The 19,946-nt window shown below is 74.9% G+C and carries 18 protein-coding genes; 16 read left to right on the top strand and 2 right to left on the bottom strand.

The features are described 5' to 3' along the window. Positions 1-16 precede the first annotated feature (16 nt). Entirely contained in the window at positions 17-1,264 is a 1,248-nt protein-coding gene (locus tag AB0L25_RS19980; protein WP_500174127.1) for a cytochrome P450, read from the bottom strand. A gap of 194 nt (positions 1,265-1,458) precedes the next feature. Here AB0L25_RS19980 and AB0L25_RS19985 point away from each other — a divergent pair, with 194 nt between their 5' ends. The 9 genes from AB0L25_RS19985 to AB0L25_RS20025 all read left to right on the top strand — a co-directional run bounded on the left by AB0L25_RS19985 (position 1,459) and on the right by AB0L25_RS20025 (position 10,558). After that, positions 1,459-2,460 (top strand): 3-oxoacyl-ACP synthase III family protein, encoded by a 1,002-nt coding sequence (locus AB0L25_RS19985; protein ID WP_500174128.1) that lies wholly within the window; start codon positions 1,459-1,461, stop codon positions 2,458-2,460. A 2-nt stretch (positions 2,461-2,462) separates the two neighbouring features. Then, positions 2,463-3,215, top strand: coding sequence for a glycosyltransferase family 2 protein (locus AB0L25_RS19990; RefSeq protein WP_500174129.1), 753 nt, complete (start codon positions 2,463-2,465; stop codon positions 3,213-3,215). Further along, positions 3,212-4,381, top strand: coding sequence for a cytochrome P450 (locus tag AB0L25_RS19995; RefSeq protein ID WP_500174130.1), 1,170 nt, complete (start codon positions 3,212-3,214; stop codon positions 4,379-4,381). The genes AB0L25_RS19990 and AB0L25_RS19995 overlap by 4 nt, the downstream gene beginning before the upstream one ends. Then, a complete protein-coding gene (locus AB0L25_RS20000; protein ID WP_500174131.1) occupies positions 4,378-5,883 on the top strand; it encodes a class I adenylate-forming enzyme family protein in 1,506 nt (501 codons plus the stop codon). The genes AB0L25_RS19995 and AB0L25_RS20000 overlap by 4 nt, the downstream gene beginning before the upstream one ends. Beyond that, entirely contained in the window at positions 5,880-6,809 is a 930-nt protein-coding gene (locus AB0L25_RS20005) for an NAD-dependent epimerase/dehydratase family protein (RefSeq protein WP_500174132.1), read from the top strand. Before AB0L25_RS20000 ends, AB0L25_RS20005 begins: the two co-directional genes overlap by 4 nt. 49 nt (positions 6,810-6,858) lie before the next feature. Beyond that, entirely contained in the window at positions 6,859-7,575 is a 717-nt protein-coding gene (locus tag AB0L25_RS20010) for a Clp protease N-terminal domain-containing protein (RefSeq protein ID WP_500174133.1), read from the top strand. Positions 7,576-7,647: 72 nt separating this feature from the next. Then, a complete protein-coding gene (locus tag AB0L25_RS20015; RefSeq protein WP_500174134.1) occupies positions 7,648-8,508 on the top strand; it encodes an alpha/beta fold hydrolase in 861 nt (286 codons plus the stop codon). A 14-nt stretch (positions 8,509-8,522) separates the two neighbouring features. Continuing rightward, positions 8,523-9,038, top strand: a complete 516-nt coding sequence (locus AB0L25_RS20020) for a pyridoxamine 5'-phosphate oxidase family protein (RefSeq protein WP_500174135.1) — start codon at positions 8,523-8,525, stop codon at positions 9,036-9,038. 281 nt (positions 9,039-9,319) lie between these two features. Beyond that, positions 9,320-10,558: a serine hydrolase domain-containing protein gene (locus AB0L25_RS20025; protein ID WP_500174136.1), complete on the top strand. Its 1,239-nt coding sequence runs from the start codon at positions 9,320-9,322 to the stop codon at positions 10,556-10,558. Here the strand turns inward: AB0L25_RS20025 and AB0L25_RS20030 are convergent. Further along, positions 10,555-12,057: a PucR family transcriptional regulator gene (locus tag AB0L25_RS20030; protein ID WP_500174137.1), complete on the bottom strand. Its 1,503-nt coding sequence runs from the start codon at positions 12,055-12,057 to the stop codon at positions 10,555-10,557. The two genes, AB0L25_RS20025 and AB0L25_RS20030, sit on opposite strands and share 4 nt — an antisense overlap. A 170-nt stretch (positions 12,058-12,227) precedes the next feature. Here AB0L25_RS20030 and uraD point away from each other — a divergent pair, with 170 nt between their 5' ends. The 7 genes from uraD to pucD are packed head-to-tail and all read left to right on the top strand — an operon-like array spanning position 12,228 to position 19,058. Next, complete coding sequence (gene uraD / locus AB0L25_RS20035; RefSeq protein WP_500174138.1) at positions 12,228-12,689, top strand: 2-oxo-4-hydroxy-4-carboxy-5-ureidoimidazoline decarboxylase; 462 nt, start codon at positions 12,228-12,230, stop codon at positions 12,687-12,689. Further along, complete coding sequence (gene uraH / locus AB0L25_RS20040; protein WP_500174139.1) at positions 12,686-13,000, top strand: hydroxyisourate hydrolase; 315 nt, start codon at positions 12,686-12,688, stop codon at positions 12,998-13,000. Before uraD ends, uraH begins: the two co-directional genes overlap by 4 nt. Before the next feature lie 5 nt (positions 13,001-13,005). Next, a complete protein-coding gene (gene pucL / locus AB0L25_RS20045; protein ID WP_500174140.1) occupies positions 13,006-13,872 on the top strand; it encodes a factor-independent urate hydroxylase in 867 nt (288 codons plus the stop codon). A gap of 10 nt (positions 13,873-13,882) precedes the next feature. Next, positions 13,883-14,761, top strand: coding sequence for an FAD binding domain-containing protein (locus AB0L25_RS20050; protein WP_500174141.1), 879 nt, complete (start codon positions 13,883-13,885; stop codon positions 14,759-14,761). After that, positions 14,761-15,246: a (2Fe-2S)-binding protein gene (locus AB0L25_RS20055; protein ID WP_500174142.1), complete on the top strand. Its 486-nt coding sequence runs from the start codon at positions 14,761-14,763 to the stop codon at positions 15,244-15,246. Before AB0L25_RS20050 ends, AB0L25_RS20055 begins: the two co-directional genes overlap by 1 nt. Next, positions 15,243-16,670, top strand: coding sequence for an 8-oxoguanine deaminase (locus tag AB0L25_RS20060; RefSeq protein ID WP_500174143.1), 1,428 nt, complete (start codon positions 15,243-15,245; stop codon positions 16,668-16,670). The genes AB0L25_RS20055 and AB0L25_RS20060 overlap by 4 nt, the downstream gene beginning before the upstream one ends. Before the next feature lie 57 nt (positions 16,671-16,727). Continuing rightward, entirely contained in the window at positions 16,728-19,058 is a 2,331-nt protein-coding gene (gene pucD, locus AB0L25_RS20065) for a xanthine dehydrogenase subunit D (protein WP_500174144.1), read from the top strand. Positions 19,059-19,946 lie beyond the last annotated feature (888 nt).

The raw sequence follows: 19,946 nt of genomic DNA on the forward strand, positions 1-19,946 counted from the left end.
CGGGACGCGGGGGACGTCAGCGGACGAGCGTCGCCCGCAGCTCCGCGTACGACGGGACGAGCACCCGGCGCGCCGCCCGCCGGTGCGTGATCGCGTACGGGCGCCCGTCCGCCAGCAGCGCCGCCAGCATCCGCGCCACCTGGACGCGCGCCACGGCGGCGCCCAGGCACAGGTGGCGGCCCCCGCCGAACCACAGCTGCCGCGTCTCCGGCACGTACGGGCGGCGCACGTCGAACGGCCCCGCGCCGTTCGTCGCCAGGTACGTGAGCACCAGCACGCGCTCGCCGGCGCGCAGCGTCCGCCCCGCCACGTCCGCGTCCCGCACGACGTGCCGTCCGATGACGGGCGCGGGCGCGGCGACCCGCAGGCCCTCCCGCACCGCGCCGTCGATGAGGGACGGGTCGTCCAGCAGCGCGCGCTGGCCGCCGGTGTCGTGCACGAGCGCGACCGTCCGGACGGTCCCGGACGCGCCGGTCTCGGTGCCCGCGATCACCAGCAGGGTCGCGAGGCCGCGCGCCATCGGCAGGCCGAGGCCGATCTCCCGGCAGCGGCCGAGCAGGGTGTCCGGCCCGCCCGTCCGGTACGCCTCGGGGACGTCCGCGGTGATGCCCTCGACGATCGCGCGGGCCCGCTCGACGGTCGCCGGGTCGAGCTCGGTGGAGGCCGTGGTGCCGAGCGCGAGGGCGGCGAGCCGCTCCCCGGCGCCGAACAGCGCCCGGTACGTCCCGTCCGGCCGGTCCGCGGGGAGGCCGAGGACGTCGGCGACCATCCGGCCGGCGAGGACGCGCGCGGTGTCGGCGACGTCGACGGTCCCGCCGGCGGCGAGGCGGCGGGCCAGGTCGGCGTGGTGGGCGCCCTGCGACCGGTCGATCAGCGCGCGGGCGGCGTCCTCGGTGAACAGGTCGCGGGCGGCGGTGCGGACCTCGGCGTGCCGGGCGCCGCCGAAGAACTGTCCCATCTCCGCGCCGAACAGCTGCGTCCACAGGTGGCCGACGCCGCCCTCGCCGTTCATGCCGAAGTGCTCGTGGTCGTTGAGGACGCGGCGGGCCAGGACGGGGTCGGTCACCACCCAGCCGAGCCGCGGCACGCGCGTCACCGGGCCGGTGCGCCGCCCGGCCTGCAGGAGCGCGAAGAGCCCCCGGTTGCCGTGCCACAGCAGCCGCGCCTCGTGCCGTTCCGCCTCCGCCGCCGTCCGTCTCGCCGCCCGCACGGTCGCCCTCGTGGTCGGCCCCGTGGTCGGCCTGGTCGTCTTTGTCCTGGTCACCAGGTGATTGTCGCGGACGGTGCGACCGGACGGACCGCCCGTATCGCTCATTCGGGATAAGTGGTAGTACTCACCTCGAACTGGGCTACTTCCCCGGTGGCCTTTCCGTAAGGTCTCGCTGTCCGGAGGGCGCCCACGTCGGCGAACCTGGCCGTCCTGGCCGCCGACCGAGCACGAGGAACCGGGGGACCCCCATGAGAGCCCGCATCACCGCCGTCGCCGCGCACCTGCCGGAGCGGACCGTCACCAGCGCCGAGGTCGAGGCGCGCGTCGCCGCCGAAAGCCGCGGCTACCGGCCGCACCCCACGATCGTCGAGCGGATGACCGGGATCCGCGCCCGGCACGTCATGCGCGACGACGAGCAGGCGTCCGACCTCGCCGTCGCCGCCGCCCGCCGCGTCCTCGCCGCCCGCGGCCTCCGCCCGGACGGCGTCGACCTGCTGGTCTTCGGGTCGGCGTCGCAGGACCTCGTCGAGCCCGCCACCGCCCACATCGTCGCGGCGAAACTCGGCGCCACCTGCCCCGTCTTCGACGTCAAGAACGCCTGCAACAGCTTCCTCAACGGCCTGCAGACCGCCGACGCGCTGATCCGCACCGGGCAGCACGAGCGCGTGCTCGTCTGCACCGGCGAGAGCCCGTCCCGCGCGATCCGCTGGAACGTCCGCGACCGCGCGCAGTTCGTCGACGCGTTCGCCGGCTACACCCTCTCCGACGGCGGCGCCGCGATGCTCGTCGAGGCCGCACCCGACGGCGGGATCTTCTACCGCGACTTCGCCGCCATCTCCGCGTCGTGGGAGATCGGGACGCTCCCCGGCGGCGGCTCCATGCACCCCCGCGACCCCGAGCGCTCCTACTTCAGCGGGGACGGCCGCCGCCTCAAGGACGCGTTCCTCGCGGGCGGCACCGAACTGTTCACGACCGCCCTCGAGAAGACCGGCCTGACGTGGGACGACTTCGCGTTCGTCGGCGTCCACCAGGTGACCGTCCCGTACCTGGAGGTGCTGCGCGCGGCCCTCGGGATCCCGCCGGAGAAGCTCGTCGTGACGCTGCCCGACCACGGCAACGTCGCGTCCGCGAGCCTCCCGCTGCAACTGGCCACCGCCATCGCCGGCGGGCGCTGCGGGCCCGGCGACCGGGTCGCGCTCGTCGGGCTCGCGGGCGGCCTCAGCCTCGGCGTCCTCTTCGCGGAGCTGTGACCATGAACCTCTGGGTCGTCGTCCCCGCCTACAACGAGGAGCGCTCGATCGGCGCGACGCTGCGCCGCCTCGCCGAGCAGACCGACACCGCGTTCACGCTCGTCGTCGTCGACAACGCCAGCACCGACGCCACCGCGAAGATCGTCGAGGAGTTCGCCGCGGACGGCCCGGGCTTCGGCGTCCGGATCGTCCGGGAGGAGGAGAAGGGCACCGGCGCCGCCGCCGACACCGGGTTCCGGCACGCCGCCGCCGCCGGGGCCACGCACATCGCGCGCACCGACGCCGACTGCCTGCCGCACCCCGGCTGGATCGCCTCCGTGAAGCGGGCGTTCGCCGAGGGCCTCGAACTGGTCAGCGGGCCGCTGCGGCCCCGCACCGACGAGTTCCCCCTCAAGCTCTGGGAACGCCGGCTGCTGCCCGCCGTCATCGAGGTCGCCGCCCTGTTCGGCCGGTTCCGCCCGGGGAACCAGGACCCCCTCTACCTCGGTCCCTACGTGATGATGCCGGGCTGCAACGTCGCCGTCACCGCCGACCTGTACGAGCGCGCGGGCGGCTTCCCGCGCACCCGCATCGAGGACGTCCACGAGGACCGCGCGCTCGTCAACCGCGTCCGGTACCTCACCCCCGCCTACGGGCTGCGCGACGACGTGATCGTCTACGGGTCGGTGCGGCGGCTCCGCGCGTTCGGCCTGGTCCGGACCCTCGGCTGGTACGCCGACCACCGGTACCGGCCCGCGGAGGTCGACATCCGATGAACGGTCGTCCAGAGAACCGGGAACGCCGCCTCTACCTCTCCGCGCACCCGTTCGCGTACCCGCTGCTGCGCGGCCTCGCCCGGCGCGGCCCCGTCGTCCGGGTGCCCGGCGTGGGCGTCGTGGTGAACGACGCGGCCCTCGCGCGCGGCGTCCTCATGGACGGCGAGACGTTCCGCAAGGACGGCCCCGGATCGCCCGGCGAACTGTGGACGCCCGTGCTGGGGCCGTCCGTCCTGCTCAACATGGAGGGCGACGCGCACCGGGCGCTCCGGCGCCGCCTCACCGACCTGTTCACCCCCGCCTACGCGGACGACCTGTGCGCGCGCGTCCTCGCGGGCCCGCTGGACCGGCTGCGCGACCGGCTCGCGGGCGGCGCGCCCGTCGACCTCGTGGACGCCGCGCGCGTCATGGCGGGCGCCGTGATCAGCGAGGTCATCGGCCTGGACCTGAGCACCGAACGCGAGTTCCGGCGGCTGTTCGAGCAGGGCGAGCGCGTCGTCTCGGCCGTCTCGCTGCGGACCCGGCGGCTGTCGCCCGCGCAGGTCCGGCGCGCCCGCGCGGTGCTGGACCCGCTCGGCGACGCCGCCGCGAAGGCGTACGCCGCCGGGGACGAGTCGACCGTCATGGGACGCATGCGGACGCTCGGCCTGTCCGAGGACGAGGCGCGCGGCGCCGCCGGGGCGTTCTTCCTCACCGGCACCGAGACCGTCGCGACGCTCACCCCCCGCCTCGTCGCCCTCCTCGCCGACTCCGGGCTGCTCGCCGACGCCGCCGCCTCGGACGGCTTCCTGGACCGGGCGATCGACGAGGCCATGCGGTTCACCACCCCGACGCCCGTCATGCTGCGCAGCGTGCACCGGGCGTCGAGGATCGGCGGCGCGGCCGTCCGGCCGGGCGACCGGATCCTCATCGCCACGCACAACTGCTGCCGCGACCTCGGCCCCTTCGACCCCGACCGCCCGCACCCGCCCGAACTGCGCCGCCTCTGGTTCGGCGCGGGCCCGCACTTCTGCATCGGCTACCCCCTCGCCATGGCCCAGATCCGCCGCGTGGCCCGCACCGTCCTGGACGCCGCGCCCCTGCACGTCGTCGACCGAGCAGCCGCCCGGAACGTCCTGATCCCGACCTACCGACGTCTGACGATCCGCTCGGAGGCCCCACGATGACGCTCGTTCGGCGGTTGCTGGACCAGGCGGCGCGGACGCCCGACGCCGTGGCGCTCGTCGCGGGGGACGGCGCCGAACTCGCCTACGGGGAGCTGCGGCGGCGCGTGCTGGCCGTCCGGTACGGGCTGATCTCGGCGGGGATGGCGCCGGGGGACGGCGTGCTGTTCTCCGTGCGGCCGTCGCCCGACTCGCTCGTCCTCGCGCTCGGGGCCGTCGCGGCCGGGGGAGTGGTGGTGTTCGCCGACCCGGGCGCCGGGCCCGAGATGTTCACCGCGCGGCTGCGGCTGGCGCGGCCCCGCTGGTCGGCGGCGGAGTCGGTCCTTTACGCGGGCAGCCGGCTGCGGCCCGTCCGGGCCTACGCGCGGCGCCGCGGGCTGCTGCTGCCGAACCTCGGGGACCTGCGGATACCGGGCGCCGGGCCGATGCGGCACGTCCACGTCGGCCGGCGGCTCCCGGGCGTCCCGCGCGGGTCCCTCGCGTTCGCGCGGCTCGCGTCCGGCCCGGCGCCCGAGCCCGGCGCGGACGCCGACCCGGACGCGCCCGCCGCCGTGATCTTCACGTCGGGGACGACGGCGGACCCGCGCGCGGTCGTCCACACGCAGGGCTCGCTCGCGGCGGCGCTCGACCTGTTCCGGGCGCGGCTGCCGCTCGGCCCGGGCGACGTCGTCCACACCGACCAGCTCATGCTCGGGCTGCCCACGCTGATCTCCGGCGCCCGCTGGTCGCTGCCGCCGCTCGGCCGCCCGCCCGCCGAGTTCGCCCGGCTGCTGCGCGACCGCCGGGCGACGCACACCTTCTGCGTCCCCGTGCACCTCGCGGAGATCCTGGACGCGGCGCCGGAACTGCCGGGAACGCTGCGGCACGTCCTGCTCGGCGCGGCCCCGGCGCCGCCCGCGATCCTGCGGCGGGCCATGGCGGCGGCGCCGTCGGCCGAGGTCGCGTCGGTGTACGCGATGACCGAGATCCTCCCGGTCGCGATCGCGTCGGCTGAGGAGAAGCTCGCGTTCGCGGGGCCGGGCGACCTGCTCGGGGCGCCGCTGCCGGGCGTCGCCGCGCGCCTCGCGGACGACGGCGAACTGCACCTCGCGGGACCGAACCTGTGCCGCGGCTACCTCGGCGCCGACCCCCTGGCCGAACTCCCGACCGGGGACCTCGCGCGCCTCGACGGCGGACGGCTCGTCCTCACCGGGCGCAAGAAGGACATGCTCATCCGCGGCAAGTTCAACCTGTACCCGGGCCTGTACGAGCCGTCGATCGCCGCGCTCCCGGACGTCGCCGAGGCCGCGATCGTCGGCGTCCCCGACCCGTCCACGGGCGACGAGGAGGTGGTCCTGGCCGTCGTGGGGCCGCCCGACCTGCCCGGACGGCTCCGCCGCGCGCTCCCGGGCGTCATCGACCACGACGCGCTGCCCGACCGCGTCGTCGTCCTCCCCGAGCTGCCCCGGTCCGGACGCACGCGCAAGCTCGACCGCGATCGTCTGCGGGAGCTGGTGGCCCGATGAGGATCGCCGTGACCGGTGCGTCCGGGTTCGTCGGCGGCGCGGTGTGCCGCGCGCTCACCGCCGAGGGCGTGACGGTCTTCGCGTTCGGCCGCCGTCCAGCCGTGTCCCCGGGGCACCTGGGCGGCGCGCCCTACCGGCCGTGGGACCTCGTGCGCGGCCCGCTGCCCGGCCCGCCCCGCGTGGACGCGGTGATCCACTGCGCGGGGAGCGTCACCGACTGGGGACGCCCGGCCGACCTGTTCGCCGCGAACCTCACCGGCACCCGCAGCGCCCTCGCGACGTTCCCGGACGCGCGGTTCGTGCACGTCAGCACGGCGAGCGTGTACGACCCGTTCCGGCCGAGCGTCATGGCGACCGAGGACGAGGCGCCCGTCCGCCGCTACATGAACGCCTACGGGGCCTCGAAGGCGGCGGCCGAACGGGTCGCGCTCGCCCGCGGCGCGATCGTCCTGCGGCCGCACGCCGTCTACGGGCCCGGCGACACGACCCTGCTCCCGCGCGTGCTCTCGGCGGTGCGGGGGCCGGTCCTGCCCGCGGTCGGGACGGGCGGGCAGCGGATCAGCCTCACGTCGATCGGCAACCTCGTCCTGGCCTGCGCTTTGGCCGCGACCGTCCCGGGCGTCGTCCCGCGCGCGTTCAACGTCGCCGACGCCGAACCGGTCACGATCGACGCGGCGTTCCGGGAGATCCTGCGCGAGCGCGGCGTCCGGGCCAGGCCGGTCTACGTCCCGGCGGCCCTCGCCCGTCCGGTCGCCGCCGTCGCCGAGGGCGCGTTCCTGCTGGCCGGACGTCCCGAACCGCCCCGGATCACCCGGTACGCGATCAGCCATCTCGCGGTCGAGCGGACCCTCGACATCTCGGCGGCCCGCGCGTTCCTCGGGTACCGGCCGCACGGGACGTCCTTCGCGGGGGCCGCCGGATGGTGATCGTCAACGCGCGGTTGACGGTCCGAGGTCGTCAACCTATGGTTGACGTATGACGGAATCGGGACGGCCGATCGGCGACGTCCGGCTGGACGAGCTCATCGACGCCATCAAGAAGGTCCACACCGACCCCCTCGAGCAGCTGACGGACGCGGTCCTCGCCGCCGACCACCTCGGCGAGATCGCCGACCACCTCATCGGCCACTTCGTCGACCAGGCCCGCAGGTCCGGGGCGTCCTGGACCGAGATCGGCAAGAGCATGGGCGTCACCAAGCAGGCGGCGCAGAAGCGGTTCGTCCCGAAGGAGGGGACGCCGCTCGACCCGGCCGAGAACTTCCAGCGCTTCACCCCGCGCGCCCGCAACGTCGTCGTGGCGGCCATGACGGAGGCGCGCGCCGCGGGCAACGAGCGCATCGAGCCCGCGCACCTTGTCCTGGGGCTGCTCGCCGAACCGGACGCGCTCGCCGCGAAGGCGATCACGGCGCAGGGCGTCCTGCTCGACACCGTCCGGCAGGCCGCCCGGGAGACGCTGCCGCCCGAGAGCGGCGGCCGGCCGGACGAGATCCCCATGGGGCCGCACGCGAAGAAGGCGATGGAGCTGACGTTCCGTGCGGCGTTGCGGCTCGGCCACAACTACATCGGCACCGAGCACCTCCTCCTCGCCCTTCTCGAACTCGAGGACGGCGACGGCGTCCTGTCCGGCCTCGGCGTCCGCCGGGACGCGGCCGAGGAGAACATCGCCGCGGCCCTCAACGCCCTCAAGTCCTGACCGCTCCGGCCGGTGGCGCCGCCCGGCGCCGCCGGCCGATGAGTTCCGGACGCCGCGCGGGTCCGAACGGGTATGGAAGAACTCATCAAGGCCAACGGCGTCGAACTGTGCACGGAGACCTTCGGCGACCCCGCCGACCCGCCGATCCTGCTCATCGGCGGGACGATGCTCACGTGGCCCGACGCGTTCTGCGCGCGCCTCGCGGCCCTGCGGCGCTTCGTCGTCCGGTACGACCTGCGCGACGTGGGCCGCTCCACCACCGTCGACCCGGACGCCCCCGGCTACACCCTCCGCGACCTCGTCGCGGACGCCGCCGCCCTGCTCGACGCCCTGGACCTGCCCCGCGCGCACGTCGTCGGCGCGGGCCCCGGCGGCTGGATCGCCCAGCTCCTCGCCCTCGACCACCCCGGCCGCGTCGCCACCCTCACCCTCATCGGCACCCGGCCCGTCGCCCCCGGCCCGGTCGACCCCGACCTCCCCGACCACGCGCCCGAGCTCATGGAGCACTTCACGAACGCCCCGCCGGTCGACTGGACCGACCGGTCGTCCGTCGTCGCCTTCCAGCTCGCGAGCGCCCGCGCCATGGGCGGCCGCGACTTCGACGAGGACGAGGCCCGCGCGGCCATCGAACGGATCCACGACCGCACGCTCCCCGGCGCCGACCCCGGCAAGGCGCACCGCGCGAACCAGATGGGCACCGTGTTCGCCGCCCTCGACTGCGGCGACCGCTGGCGCGAGCGCCTCCCCGCCATCGCCGCCCCGACCCTCGTGATCCACGGCGAGGACGACCCGTTCTTCCCGCTCGGCAACGCCGAGGCCCTCGCCGCCGAGATCCCCCGCGCCGAACTGCTGATCCTCCCGCGCACCGGCCAGGGTCTGCCCGGCCGGACGTGGGACACGGTCGTCCCCGCCCTCGCCCGCCACACCGCCTGAAAGCGAGGAATCCCATGAACGGCGATGCACCCGTCACCGAGTTCGACGGCCGCTTCAGCGACCCGTCCGCGCGCGCGACTCCGTGGCCCGACGCCCGGCGCGTGCTGCAGGACGCGGAACTGTACTGGCTCGCCACCGTGCGAGGGGACGGGCGGCCGCACGTGACGCCCCTCATCGGGGTGCTGCACGAGGACGCCGTCCACTTCTGCACCGGCCTGCGCGAGCAGAAGGCCCGCAACCTCGACCACAGCCGGCAGGTGACGCTGACCACGGGGAACAACGCGTGGGCGCAGGGCCTCGACGTCGTCGTCGAGGGCGTCGCCGTGCAGGTGACCGACGGTCCGTCCCTGCGGCGCCTCGCCGACGCGTACGTGGACAAGTACGGCGAGACCTGGCGCTTCGAGGTCGGCGACGGCGTCTTCGGCGCGGGCGACGACGCCGCGGCCGTGTACCGGATCGAGCCGGCCACGGCCTTCGCGTTCGCCAAGGACCCCCACGGACAGACGAGGTACCGCTTCGCCGGAAAATGATCGGCGTAACCCGCTGCCGCACGCGGCGGCGCGCCTCGGCTCCGGCTCGGACGTGCTCGGGTCCGGGGGTCGACGGCGTCGACGTCCTCATGGACCCTGCCCGCCGGGCCGCCCTCCAGACCGCCTACCGGGTCTGGCTCCGCCCCGGAGGCGGCCCTGAGTCGCCCGGGGCGCCGGGGACGCACCCTGAGGGCGACCCCGGGGACGAACCGGGGTTCGCGCGCGGAATGCCGGGGTGATCCCCTATGGCCCGGGGCGGCGGACCGGGCGACTCTTGCGGCATGACGAACCACGCGAAGTCCAACAGCACGAAGTCCAACAGTACGAAGGCCAACAGTACGAAGGCCAAGCGCACGTGGCGCCGGCTGACCGTCACCGGGGTCGCCCTGCTGGCGGGGGTGACGGTGCCGTCGGTCGCCGTCGCCGCGGAGGACCGGGACGGGAGGGCGCGGCTGCAGCGGGACGTGGACGCGCTGGCGGCGACCGGGACGACCGGGGTCCTCGCCGAGGTGCGCACGCCCGCGGGACGGACGGCCGCGCGCGCCGGGGTCGCCGATCTCGAGTCGAACCGCCCGGTGCCGTGGGACGCGCGGCACCGGGCCGGCAGCACGACGAAGGCGTTCGTGGCCACCACCGTCCTTCAGCTGGTGGGCGAGGGCCGGATCGGGCTCGACGACACGGTGGAGCAGTGGCTGCCCGGCCTCCTCGACGTCGGCGAGTACGACGGGTCGAAGATCACCGTGCAGTACCTCCTGGGGCACCGCAGCGGGCTCCCCGAGTACGCCGACTCCGTGCCGCTCGAGCGGGCGACCACGTACGAGGAGTTCCTGCAGGAGCGGTTCCGCACCTTCCGGCCCGAGGAGCTGGTGGCCATGGCGCTGCAGAAGGAACCGGTGTTCAAGCCGGACGGCCGGCAGTGGGGCTACTCCAACACCAACTACGTGCTCGCCGGGATGATCATCGAGAAGGCGACCGGCCGGTCCTGGCGGGAGGAGGTGCGCGACCGCGTCATCGAGCCGCTCGGCCTGCGGGGCACGATCCTGCCCGGCGCCTCGCCGCACCTGCCGTCCCCGCGCCTGGCCGCGTACAAGCGCTGGACCCCGGGCGGCCCGCTGACGGACGTGTCGACGTTCGCGGCGGGGCAGGCCGACGGGTCCCTCATCAGCACGACCGAGGACGTCAACCGCTTCTTCCGGGCGCTGCTCGGCGGGCGGCTGCTGGCTCCGGCGCAGCTGAGGGAGATGCAGAAGACCGTGGAGGCCACGGGCTTCGAGATGTACTACAAGGAGCCCATGTACGGGCTGGGGCTGATGCAGCGCACGACGTCGTGCGGGAAGAAGGTCTGGTTCCACGGCGGCGGCGGCTGGAACGCGATGACCGACAACGCCGTCACGGCCGACGGCCGCCGCTCGGTGACGGTGTTCTACGCGAGCGCGCTGGAGCCGGACGAGTCGCCGCTGGAGCAGGCCAAGGCGTCCGCCGCGCTCATCGACCGCGCGCTGTGCTCCGGACGGTCCTAGGCGAGGCGGAGGGCGAGGAAGAAGTCGACCCGGTCCTCCAGGCGGGACAGGTCGCGGCCGGTGAGGTCCTCGATGCGCTGGATGCGGTACCGGACGGAGTTCACGTGCAGGTGCAGCTGTTCGGCGCACCGGGTCCAGGACCCGGAGTTCTGCAGGAACGTCTCGAGGGTGCGGATCAGGTCGGCCTTGTGCACGTCGTCGTAGGTCCGCAGGGGGTCGAGGAGCCGCATCTCGAACATCTGGCGGACGTCGTCCGGCACGCTCGCGAGCAGCAGGACGTGGGTGGCGAGCTCGTCGTGCCGGACGACGCACACGGGGGCGGTGCGGCCGGTGGCGAGGCGGCGCGCGTAGCGGGCCTCCTCGACGGCGCCGCGCAGTTCGGCGGCCGGGGCGACGTCGCTGACGCCCACGGCGATGCCGGAGCCCGCGAGGCCGGGGGCGAGGGCCTGCAGGGTGGCGTGGACGCCGGCGGCGACGTCCGTGCCCGGTGCGGTGGGGACGAGCGCGACGGCCTCGTCGTCGAGCAGGCCCACGAGGGGGTGGGGGACCGGCGCGGCCTCCGCGAGGAGCGTGCGGAGCTCGCCGGGCCGCAGCGACCCGCGTCCCGTGGCGGCGACCGCGACGAACGACGCCGCGGGGTCGAGGCCGGCGAGTTCGAGGCGGGGGACGATCTCGTCGGGGGGCGCGGCGGCGACGACGAGGCGGACGAGTTCCTGCGCCAGCCGGCCCTCCATGCTGAGGCGGTCGTCGAGGCGGGCGCGTTCGAGCGCGGCGAGCGCGGCGAGTTCGGTGGCGACGGCGCGGCGCTCGGGGGGCCACTCGGCGGCGTCGCCCTCGCAGGCGAGGAACCAGTCGGCGACGCGTGAGGTGGTGTCCTCGGCGACGGGGAAGAGGGAGACGCCCCTGTCGGCGAGGTGGTGCGGGAGCCGCGGCGCGGTCAGGAACGCGCGGGCCAGGGCGTCCGGTGCGGGCGCGGGCGGCCCGGCGACGACGCGGCCGGTGGGGGTGAGCACCCGGCAGCGCATGCCGAGGTCGCGGTCGAGGAGGTCGAGGACGGCGTCCAGGCCCGCGCCCTGGCCCGCGACGAGCCGGCGGTGCCGGTCGAGGACGGCGGTCAGGTCGGCGGCGCGGGCGCCCGACAGCTGCCGGACGACCTCCTCGGTGACGGTCGCGAACGCCACGTCCTCGGGGACCTTGAACAGCGGGATCCGGTGCCGCTCGCACGCCGCGACGAGGTCGTCCGGGACGGTGCCGGACGCGAGGTCCCATGCGGCGAGGGCGGAGACGCCGGCCGCGGCGAGCGCCGACACGAAGGTCTCGGAGTCGGCGGGGCCGGTGCGCCAGACGAGGCCGGTCAGCACGAGCTCGCGGCCGCGCAGGTAGCGGCCGGGGTCGAGCAGGTCGGTGGTGACGACCCACCGGATCGTCCGGTCCAGCTCGTCCTCCCCGGTGACGACCTCCAGCCGCAGGGGCATGGCCAGGAGGGAACGCAGTCTCATACGGCCAGTTAACCCAGGGGGACGGGCCGGGGTGTAGGGGGCGCGGGGGCGCTTGGAGCAATGCACGAAATCGGGACCGTGATCGGGGTCACATCTCGGAGGTCTTGTCCCTCGACCCGGCCGCGCGCCGCTGTGTCTACTGCTGTCAGGACGGACGAGAGGAGGTGCGGGTGCCGATCACCGAGGACGATCTGCGGGCCTGCTGCGCGTCCCGCGCGTGGCTCGAGGCGGTGCGCGGCCTCGGCGCCGCGGAGTTGCGGGCGGCGTCGGCGCGGGCGCTGGACGGGCTGGACTGGGCCGGCGTCGAGGAGGCGCTCGCGGCGCATCCGCGGATCGGCGACCGGGTGACGGGCGACGATCGCGAGTCGGCGTGGTCGCGGGGCGAGCAGTCCGGGATGGACGCGGCCGCGGCCGGGCCGCGGGACGCGCTGATCGAGGGCAACCGCGCATACGAGGAGCGGTTCGGGCATGTGTTCCTCATCTGCGCGACCGGCCTGAGCGCGGCGGAGATGCTGGCCGCCCTCCGGGAGCGGCTGGGCAACGACCCGGAGGCCGAGCGCGCGGTCGTCCGGGAGGAGCTGGCCGCGATCGTGGATCTGCGGTTGGCGAAGCTGATCGAGGAGTCGACGTGAGCCTTTCGACGCACGTGCTGGACGCGTCGCGCGGGCTGCCCGCGCGGGACGTCCGGGTGCGGCTGGAGCGCAGGGAGCCGGACGGGACCTGGACCGGCCTGGTGGAGACCCGGACGGACGACGACGGCCGCGTCCGCGACTGGGGGATCACGCCGGGCGCGGGCGTGCACCGGCTGACGTTCGACACGGCCGGCCTGTCGGACTTCTACCCCGAGGTGACGGTCGCGTTCACGGTCGCCGACCCGGACGCGCACCTGCACGTCCCGCTGCTGCTCAGCCCGTTCGCGTACTCGACCTACCGAGGGAGCTAGACCGCATGACGATCGTGCTCGGCGACAACCGGTACGGGAAGGCGGAGACGCGGGTCGTCCGCGTCACCCGGGACGGCGACGTCCACCGGATCAAGGACGTCAACGTGAGCGTGCTGCTGTCGGGCGACATGGAGGACGTGCATCTGACCGGCGACAACGCGGCGGTGCTGCCCACGGACACGCAGAAGAACACCGTGTTCGCGTTCGCGAAGCGGTACGGCGTCGGGGAGATCGAGAACTTCGGGCTGCGGCTGGCGCGGCACTTCGTGGACGCGCAGCCGGCGGTCGCGCACGCCCGGGTGGCGGTCGAGGAGTACGCCTGGAATCGGATCACCGAGCGGCACTCGTTCGTCCGGGACGGCACGGAGGTGCGGACCGCGCTGGTGCACAGCGACGGGACGGGCGGGCGGGAGACGGTCGTGTCGGGCCTGAAGGACCTCGTGGTGCTGAACTCGACGGGCAGCGAGTTCCACGGGTTCGCCGTGGACGAGTTCACGACGCTGGAGCCCACGGACGACCGGATCCTGGCGACGGCCGTGACGGCGACCTGGCGGCATCGCGGGGTCGGCACCGACTGGGGCGACTCGTACGGGGCGGTGCGGGAACACCTGCTGAGGGGGTTCGCGGAGACGCACAGCCTGTCGCTGCAGCAGACGCTCTACGAGATGGGACGGCGCGTGCTGCGGGAGCGGCGCGAGGTCTGCGAGGTGCGGATGTCGATGCCGAACCGGCATCACTTCCTCGTCGACCTGCGGCCGTTCGGCATGGACAACGACAACGAGGTCTATTTCGCGGCCGACCGTCCGTACGGGCTCATCGAGGGCACGGTGCTCGACGACGACGCCCCGGATGCGCCGGACGCGTGGAACTGAAGGGGGCGCGATGGAGTTCCTGCGACCGGTGAGCTGGGCGGACGCGCTCGCCGCGAAGGCCGCGCACCCCGGTGCGCTGCCGATCCAGGGCGGCACCGACGTCATGGTCGAGATCAACTTCGACGTGCGGCGGCCGGAGGCGCTGCTCGACCTGAACCGCGTCGGCGAACTGGCCGGGTGGGACGAGGACGGCGGCGTGCTCCGCGTCGGCGCGGGCGTCCCGTACGCGCGGCTGATCCGGGAGCTGAGCGACCGGCTGCCGGGGCTCGCGCAGGCGTCCCGGACGGTCGGGTCGCCGCAGATCCGCAACCGCGGGACGGTCGGCGGCAACCTGGGCGCGGCGTCCCCGGCGGGCGACGCGCACCCGCCGCTGCTGGCCGGGGACGCGGTGATCGAGGTGGAGTCGGCCGCGCGCGGCGTGCGGCTGATCCCGGCGGAGGAGTTCTACCTGGGCGTGAAGCGGTCGGCGCTGGAGCCGGACGAGCTGATCCGCGCGTTCCGCGTCCGGCCGGCGCCCGGCCCGCAGTACTTCTCCAAGGTCGGCACCCGGAACGCGATGGTGATCGCGGTGTGCTCGTTCGCGGTGGCGCTGCACCCGGACGAGCGCCGCGTCGGCACCGGGTTCGGTTCGGCCGCCGTGACGCCGCGCCGGGCGCGGGAGGCGGAGGAGTTCGCCGCCGCCGAGCTCGACTGGGACGGGCGCGGCCCGCTGCCGGACGCCGCGGCGCGGGAGTTCGGCGCGCTGGCGGCGCGCGCGGCGGCGCCGATCGACGACGTGCGGGGCACCGCCGGCTACCGCAGGCACGCCCTCGCGGTGATGGCGCGGCGCACGCTCACCTGGGCCTGGAACGACCACCGGGCGGGCACGAAGGGAAGGGAGGCGTCCTGATGCGCGTGAACGTCACCGTCAACGGCTCGGCGGAGACCGTGGACGACGTGTGGGAGGGCGAGAGCCTGCTGTACATGCTGCGGGAGCGCATGGGGCTCCCGGGCTCGAAGAACGCGTGCGAGCAGGGCGAGTGCGGCTCGTGCACGGTGTACCTGGACGGTGTGCCGGCGTGCGCGTGCCTGGTCGCGGCCGGGCAGGCGGAGGGCCGCGAGGTCCGCACCGTCGAGGGGCTGGCCGCGGGGGCGCCGGGCGAGGAGCGGCTCGATCCCGTGCAGGAGGCGTTCGTGGAGGCGGGCGCCGTCCAGTGCGGGTTCTGCACGCCGGGCCTGATCGTGCAGTCCCACGACCTGATCGAGCGCAATCCCGCGCCGAGCGACGCGGAGATCCGCGAGGCGCTCGCGGGGAACCTGTGCCGTTGCACCGGCTACGAGAAGATCCTGGACGCGGTGCGCCTCGCCGCCGCGCGGAAGGCGGCCGCCGAATGACGAACGACCGAGCGACGGACGACCGGGCGAAGGACGACCGGGCGAAGGACGACCGGGCGACGGACGACCGAGCGAAGATCGTCATCGAGAACGCGCACGTCGTGACGGTGTCCGGGGAGGAGCATCCCGGCGGGCACGTCGTGATCGACGGCGACCGCATCGCCGCGGTGGGGCCCGGCCCGGCCCCCGAGACCGCGGGCGCCGAGCGGGTCGACGGCACCGGCTGCGTCGCCACGCCGGGGCTCGTCAACGCGCACCACCACCTGTACCAGTGGGCGAGCCAGGGCATGGCGAGCGACAGCACGCTGTTCGAGTGGCTGACGACCCTGTACGAGCCGTGGTCGAGGATGGACGCCGAGGTGGTCGCGGGCGCGGCGAGCGCCGGGCTCGGCTGGCTCGCGAAGTCGGGCTGCACCACGGCGTCCGACCACCACTACCTGTTCCCGAAGGGGCGCGGCGACCTGTTCGCCGCCGAGATCGGCGCGGCCGCCGAACTGGGCGTCCGGTTCCACGCGGCGCGGGGCTCGATGGACCGGGGCCGGTCCGCCGGGGGCCTGCCGCCCGACGAGGTCGTCGAGGACCTCGACACGATCCTTGCCGAGACCGAGGCCGCGATCGACCGGTACCACGACCCGTCGCCGGGCTCGATGCTGCGGGTCGCGGTCGCGCCCTGCTCGCCGTTCTCGGTGACCCGCGACCTGCTCGTCCGGTCGGCGGAGCTGGCGCGCGCGAAGAACGTCCGGCTGCACACGCACCTCGCCGAGACCCTCGACGAGGAGGAGCACACCCGCGAGCAGTTCGGGATGACGCCGGCCGAGTACCTCGACTCGATCGGCTGGCTCGGCCCCGACGTGTGGCTCGCGCACTGCGTCCACCTGCACGACACCGACGTGAAGCGGCTGGCCGAGACCCGCACCGGCACCGCGCACTGCCCCAGCTCCAACGCCCGGCTCGGCGCCGGCATCGCCCGCGTGTCGCACCTGCTGCGGGAGGGCGCGATCGTCGGGCTCGGCGTGGACGGGTCGGCGTCGGCCGAGCTCGTCCCGCTCGCGGGGGAGATGCGGCAGGCGATCTACATGCAGCGCGCCCGGTACGGGCCGACGGCGCTGACCGCCCGGCAGGCGCTGGAGATGGCGACGCTCGGCGGCGCCCGCTGCCTCGGCCGCGACGGCGAGCTGGGCACGCTGGAGCCCGGGAAGCTCGCCGACGTCGCGCTGTGGCGGGTGGACGGCTTCCACGCGGCCGTCGACGACCCGGTGGTCGCCCTCGCGTTCGGCGGCACCCCGCCGCTGGAGCGGCTGCTCGTCGGCGGCCGGACGATCGTCGACGGCGACGTGCTGGTGAGCGTGCCGCAGGACGAGGCGGCGCGGCGCGGCGCGGACGCGCACCGCCGGCTCATGCGGCTCGCGGAGGAGGTGCTGTAGATGGCGTCCCCGATGAAAAGCGGCCCGGTGCGGAGCGGCCCGGTGCGGAGCGGCCCGGTGAAGAGCCCGGGAAAGGTGGAGGCGCCGGGCATCGGCGGCGTCGGCGACAGCCCGCCGCGCCCCGACGGCACCCTCAAGGTCACGGGCGAGTTCGCGTACGCGTCCGACCTGTGGACGGACGGGATGCTGTGGGGCGCCACGCTGCGCAGCCCGCACCCCCGCGCGCTCGTCCGGTCGATCGACGTCGGGCCCGCGCTGGCGGTGCCGGGCGTGCACGCCGTCCTCACGCACGAGGACGTGCCCGGCAAGAAGGTGTACGGGGAGGACGGCACCGAGGACCAGCCGGTCCTCGCGTTCGACGAGGTCCGGCACCAGGGCGAGCCGGTCGCGATCGTCGCCGCCGACCACCCCGAGACGGCGCGCCGGGCCCTCGCCCGCATCGCCGTCGACTACGCGGTGCTGGAGCCGGTCACCGACCCCCGCGCGGTGATCGCCGACCCGGACGGGCTGCGGGTGCAGCCGCTCGGCGGCGTCGTCCGGCACCAGCCCGTCCGGGTCGGGGACGTCGACGCCGCGCGCGCCGAGGCCGCGGTCGTGGTGTCCGCGGAGTTCGAGGTCGGCATGCAGGACCAGGCGTTCCTCGGGCCGGAGGCCGGGCTCGCGGTCCCCGCCGAGGACGGCGGCGTCGAGCTGTACGTGTCCACGCAGTGGATGCACAACGACCTGGCGCAGATCGCGCCGTGCCTGGACCTCCCCGAAGACAAGATCCACATGACGCTCGCGGGCGTCGGCGGCGCGTTCGGCGGCCGCGAGGACCTGTCGGTGCAGATCCACGCGGCGATGCTGGCGCTGCGCACCGGCAAACCGGTGAAGATGTCGTACAACCGGGAGGAGTCGTTCTTCGGGCACGTCCACCGGCATCCCGCGCAGATGCGGTACGAGTACGGCGCCACGGCGGACGGGCGGCTCCTGTACGCCGACGTGGAGATCGTCCTCGACGGCGGCGCGTACACGTCGTCCACGCGCAACGTCGTCGGCGGCGCCGCGTCGCTCGGCGTCGGCCCGTACGAGATCCCCAACATCAGGATCGACGCGTACGGGGTCTACACCAACAACCCGCCGTGCGGGGCGATGCGCGGGTTCGGCGCCGTCCAGGCGTGCTTCGCCTACGAGTCGATGATGGACCGGGTCGCCGCCGCGTGCGGCATCGGCCCGGTCGAGGTCCGCCGCCGCAACGCCGTCTCGCAGGGGTCGACGATCGCGACCGGGCAGGTCATCGACTCGCCCGCGCCGCTCGCGGACATGCTGACGCGGCTGGAGGGCATGCCGATGCCCGCGGCCGCCGACACGTCCGACATCCGGAACCTGCCGGGCGGCGCGTCCCAGACCACCCACGGCGAGGGCGTCGTGCGCGGCGTCGGCTACGGCGTCGGGATCAAGAACATCTGCTTCTCCGAGGGCGCCGACGACCTGTCCACCGCCCGCGTCCGGCTGGAGGTCATCGGCGGCGAGGCGACCGCGCTCGTCCACACGGCGGCCGCCGAGGTCGGGCAGGGCCTGGTGACCATCCAGGCGCAGATCGCCCGCACCGAACTCGGCATCGGGAAGGTGACGATCGCCCCGGCCGATATCAGGGTGGGCGACGCCGGCTCGTCCAGCGCGTCCCGCCAGTCGTACATGTCGGGCGGCGCGGTCAAGACGGCCTGCGAGGCGGTCCGCGCCGAACTCCTCGCGCTCGCCGCCGACCGGTACGGGCGCGCCGGGACCGCGGACCTGACCGTCGCCGGCGGCAAGATCGTCTCGCGGGCGGACGGCGTGCTCGGCACGGTCGAGGACGCGCTCGGCGACGCCGTCATCGACGAGACCCGCGAGTACCACCACCGGCCCACCGTGCCGATGGACCCGGTGACCGGGCAGGGCGCCAGCCACACCCAGCTCGCCATCTGCGTGCACCGCGCCGTCGTGGACGTCGACGTCGAACTCGGCCTCGTCAAGGTCGTCGAGCTGGCCGCCGTCCAGGACGTCGGCCGGATCCTCAACCGGCAGTCGCTGGAGGGCCAGATCCACGGCGGCTCCGCGCAGGGCCTCGGCCTCGCCGTCCTGGAGGAGATCCAGGTGTCCGGCGGGCTCGTCCGCAACCCGTCCTTCACCGACTACCTCGTCCCGACCGTCCTCGACATGCCGCCGATGCGGCTGGACATCCTCGAGAACCCCGACCCCGCCGCCCCATACGGGCTGCGGGGCGCCGGAGAGCCACCCACGCTCTCCTCCACGCCCGCCATCGTCGCCGCCATCCGCGACGCCACGGGCAGCGCGCTCACCCGAGTGCCGGTTCGACCGGAGCACATCGCCACGGCCCACGCCGGAGCCGCTCCGCCGCGCAGTTGATCAACGGGGGCCGCCCGCGCCCGGCCTCGGGGGAGGACGCGGGCGAGCCCCGCAACCGCACCGATCGTCCGGACGGACGGCCCCGCGCGTTCGCGCGCGGCGGGCCGCCCGGCGGCCGATCGCGCCCACAGTGTCTCCCCGGGGGCGACCCCGGACCCCGACGAAGGGCTCGAACCGTGACTGAGACACGCCCCCGCACCCCGGAGAACCCGCCGCCCGGCCCGTCCGGGGCCGGCGCCGCCCACCCCCTCGACCGCTTCTTCGACCTGACCGGGCGCGGGACGACCGTCGCCCGCGAGGTCCGCGGCGGCGTCACCACGTTCGTCGCGATGGCCTACCTGGTCGTCCTCGTCCCGCTGATCATCGGCGACGCGAAGGACGTTACCGGCGCCGCCCTCGACCGGCGTCCGGCGGCTGATCATGGACGCGATCCCGCTCGCGCTCAAGCAGGCGATCGGCGTCGGCATCGGCGCGTTCATCGCCCTGATCGGCCTGGTGGACGCCGGGTTCGTCGGGCACCACGAGACCGCGTCGACCGCCCTCGGCCTCGGCACCTTCGGCGAGCTCGCGAGCTGGCCGGTGCTCGTGTTCTGCGCGGGCCTCGTGCTGATGCTCGTCCTGTTCGTCCGGCGGGTGCCCGGCGCGATGCTGATCGGCATCGTCGCCGCGACCGTCCTCGCCGTCGTGATCAACGAGGTCGCGAAGGTCGCCCCGGCGAGCTGGGGACCGGTCGAGCCGAAGGTGCCCGGCTCGGTGTTCGCGTCACCGGACTTCGGCCTGCTGTTCGAGGTCGACCTCTTCGGCGGGTTCGCGCGGGCCGGGGTCGTCACCGCGACGGTCGTGCTGTTCACGCTCGTCCTGTCCGGGTTCTTCGACGACCGTCGTCGC

The organism is Spirillospora sp. NPDC052242 (genome assembly GCF_040679555.1).
Classification (GTDB): Bacteria; Actinomycetota; Actinomycetes; order Streptosporangiales; family Streptosporangiaceae; genus Spirillospora.

What these genes read in the sequence shown, in the direction of transcription:
- AB0L25_RS19985 (WP_500174128.1), top strand. Translation starts at nt 1,459, where the DNA reads ATGAGAGCCCGCATCACCGCCGTCGCCGCGCACCTGCCGGAGCGGACC.
- AB0L25_RS19990 (WP_500174129.1), top strand. Translation starts at nt 2,463, where the DNA reads ATGAACCTCTGGGTCGTCGTCCCCGCCTACAACGAGGAGCGCTCGATC.
- AB0L25_RS19995 (WP_500174130.1), top strand. Translation starts at nt 3,212, where the DNA reads ATGAACGGTCGTCCAGAGAACCGGGAACGCCGCCTCTACCTCTCCGCG.
- AB0L25_RS20000 (WP_500174131.1), top strand. Translation starts at nt 4,378, where the DNA reads ATGACGCTCGTTCGGCGGTTGCTGGACCAGGCGGCGCGGACGCCCGAC.
- AB0L25_RS20005 (WP_500174132.1), top strand. Translation starts at nt 5,880, where the DNA reads ATGAGGATCGCCGTGACCGGTGCGTCCGGGTTCGTCGGCGGCGCGGTG.
- AB0L25_RS20010 (WP_500174133.1), top strand. Translation starts at nt 6,859, where the DNA reads ATGACGGAATCGGGACGGCCGATCGGCGACGTCCGGCTGGACGAGCTC.
- AB0L25_RS20015 (WP_500174134.1), top strand. Translation starts at nt 7,648, where the DNA reads ATGGAAGAACTCATCAAGGCCAACGGCGTCGAACTGTGCACGGAGACC.
- AB0L25_RS20020 (WP_500174135.1), top strand. Translation starts at nt 8,523, where the DNA reads ATGAACGGCGATGCACCCGTCACCGAGTTCGACGGCCGCTTCAGCGAC.
- AB0L25_RS20025 (WP_500174136.1), top strand. Translation starts at nt 9,320, where the DNA reads ATGACGAACCACGCGAAGTCCAACAGCACGAAGTCCAACAGTACGAAG.
- AB0L25_RS20030 (WP_500174137.1), bottom strand. Translation starts at nt 12,057, where the DNA reads ATGAGACTGCGTTCCCTCCTGGCCATGCCCCTGCGGCTGGAGGTCGTC.
- pucL (WP_500174140.1), top strand. Translation starts at nt 13,006, where the DNA reads ATGACGATCGTGCTCGGCGACAACCGGTACGGGAAGGCGGAGACGCGG.
- AB0L25_RS20050 (WP_500174141.1), top strand. Translation starts at nt 13,883, where the DNA reads ATGGAGTTCCTGCGACCGGTGAGCTGGGCGGACGCGCTCGCCGCGAAG.
- AB0L25_RS20055 (WP_500174142.1), top strand. Translation starts at nt 14,761, where the DNA reads ATGCGCGTGAACGTCACCGTCAACGGCTCGGCGGAGACCGTGGACGAC.
- AB0L25_RS20060 (WP_500174143.1), top strand. Translation starts at nt 15,243, where the DNA reads ATGACGAACGACCGAGCGACGGACGACCGGGCGAAGGACGACCGGGCG.